A 2111-nucleotide genomic window follows, 5' to 3' on the forward strand; every position below is an offset into this window, starting at 1 on the left:
TTCCCTATTTTTTAATATTTTAAATATTTTTAAATATTTTTAGACCCCACTCAAAGCCATGCTGTGCGTGGCTTTGCAAGGTTTAACTATGAGGGATTGACGCATAACTATGAGGGATTGACGCATAACTATGAGGGATTGACGCATAACTATGAGGGATTGACGCATAACTATGAGGCGATATATTATTCTCATAATTAATAATAAGGAATACAAAAATGAGTAAGCTCTTAGTAGTCAAAGCAAATAATATTATTGAAGCTAGTTATCAACTGTCTTTGAATGAACAGCGCTTAATTTTGGCGGCTATAGCCTGTATACCCAAAGGCGAAGAAGTGACAGATAACACAGGTTATTGCGTCACAAGGGAATCATTTATTGAGTTAGGTGTTAACCCAAAAACAGCAAGCAGAGAAATTAGAGAAGCATGTGATCGACTTTTTAATAGAGTTATTACAATAACAACTGAAGCAGGGACATTTAAAACTCGATGGGTTCAAGACATCATGAAATACAATAGTGATTGGGCTTTGGCTAATCCTGAATTTATCCAAGAGGTGACAGGGAGCGATCCTTATGCAGAAGATTATATTTTGGCGGCAATAAGGTTTAGTAAGTCTGTATTACCCTTTATTAGTAACTTATCATCTAACTTCACACAATATTTTCTTCAAGACATAGCAGGAGTAAGTAGTGGGTATAGCGTTCGATTTTATGAATTAATGATGCAATTCAAGAGTACAGGTTATCGAAAAATAAGGCTTGATGACTTGCGCAATATGCTTGATCTGAATAATAAGTATCCATTAACGGCAGACTTAAAAAGATGGGTAATAGATACCGCAATTGATGAACTTAATGAAAAATCTCCCATTACAATCAAATATAAACTGTTAAAAACAGGGCGTAAGTTCACACACATAGAATTAAAATTTAAGCAAAAATTGTCACCTAAAAAAATAGAATCTCAGCGAGATCAAAAAACTATAGATATGTTCAGCAACTTATCTGACAGTCAAATTAAGACCTACAGTTCAGTATTATCTAAGGTTCATAGCATCTCTGACTTAGCCGACAATAAAGATTACCCAGCCTTTTCAATATGGATTGCCAATATTTTACGTGACCCTACATCCGTCCGAGAGGAAACCGCAAAGCGGATTTTTAAAGCATTGCGGACTGAAACAGACTTCAAAGACTAAGATTTTATATACATTACGTCATAGGGAATGCTGAGTACAGTTTACGGCAAGTCGGATATTTAGCTTGAATTTTATGTAAATAATATGCCTGATCTTTTTCAAGAAAGCCGTTCAATAAACCACTCTTATCAGTATAGAAACAACGTCCTTTTGCTCTATCCCATGCTAAAAAAGGAGTGGATGGCTTACTTATTGATATAACATCATTATTACAGTGAAGTAGTGCCAGTGAACTTACCTGATAATTTCTTGCTTGGTTACCATCTGGCGGATATGCTAAACCAATTATCAAATTTCCTTTTTTTATATTCTTAATTTTAAAATCGCCATTCCATTCATTTGGGCTAGAATATCTAAACCAAGCTATTAATGGGCGAAAAATAAAATTATGGTTAGAAAATTGAAATTTAGTCTGATTTTTATCTGATTCAAATGATTGAACCCTTGCTATAAATACCTCATTTGGTGAGTGTGGCATACATGCACTAAGATTTTGCGAACCCATGATTGTCGCTAAAATTCCACCCCATAAAATTAGTGTTTTTTGCATTATTTAGATATCTCAATATTTGGTAAGTCAAAAAGCTGTCTATCCCGATCTTCTGTTAAATACTCGTTGAGTTCAGCGAGTATTTTTTCTTTGTTGGCTTCATTACTTTGCATCTTTTTAATTAAATAAGAACCAAGCAAAATTTTACGTCTAGTATCATCCTTTCTTTCCTGCTCTTTTTGCTTTGACCTTTCTCTAGCTTCGATAGCTTGTTTTCGAGCCTTTAACTGTTTCAGCTTCTCTAATTGGGCTTCGATTTTCTTTTCAAGATTTTCAGCAGCTTTTGTCATGATTCAGATTTCGGGATATAGAAAACCACTCAAGCATAAGGCCCTATGAATTGAAATTCAAGCGGGCTA

General features: G+C 34.5%; 3 protein-coding genes. 1 reads left to right on the forward strand and 2 read right to left on the reverse strand.

The window, feature by feature from the left end; genetic code table 11:
* Nucleotides 1–218: 218 nt before the first annotated feature.
* Nucleotides 219–1202 (forward strand): RepB family plasmid replication initiator protein, encoded by a 984-nt coding sequence (locus FTV37_RS17115; protein ID WP_151710986.1) that lies wholly within the window; start codon nt 219–221, stop codon nt 1200–1202.
* A gap of 13 nt (nt 1203–1215) precedes the next feature.
* Here the strand turns inward: FTV37_RS17115 and FTV37_RS17120 are convergent, their stop codons facing one another.
* Both FTV37_RS17120 and FTV37_RS17125 read right to left on the reverse strand, forming a co-directional pair.
* A complete protein-coding gene (locus tag FTV37_RS17120) occupies nt 1216–1752 on the reverse strand; it encodes a hypothetical protein (RefSeq protein WP_253135668.1) in 537 nt (178 codons plus the stop codon).
* Complete coding sequence (locus FTV37_RS17125; RefSeq protein WP_180064322.1) at nt 1752–2042, reverse strand: mobilization protein; 291 nt, start codon at nt 2040–2042, stop codon at nt 1752–1754. The genes FTV37_RS17120 and FTV37_RS17125 overlap by 1 nt, the downstream gene beginning before the upstream one ends.
* Nucleotides 2043–2111: the final 69 nt, after the last annotated feature.

Origin of the sequence: Acinetobacter sp. YH16042, assembly GCF_013417245.1 — a bacterium.
Taxonomy (GTDB): domain Bacteria; phylum Pseudomonadota; class Gammaproteobacteria; order Pseudomonadales; family Moraxellaceae; genus Acinetobacter; species Acinetobacter amyesii.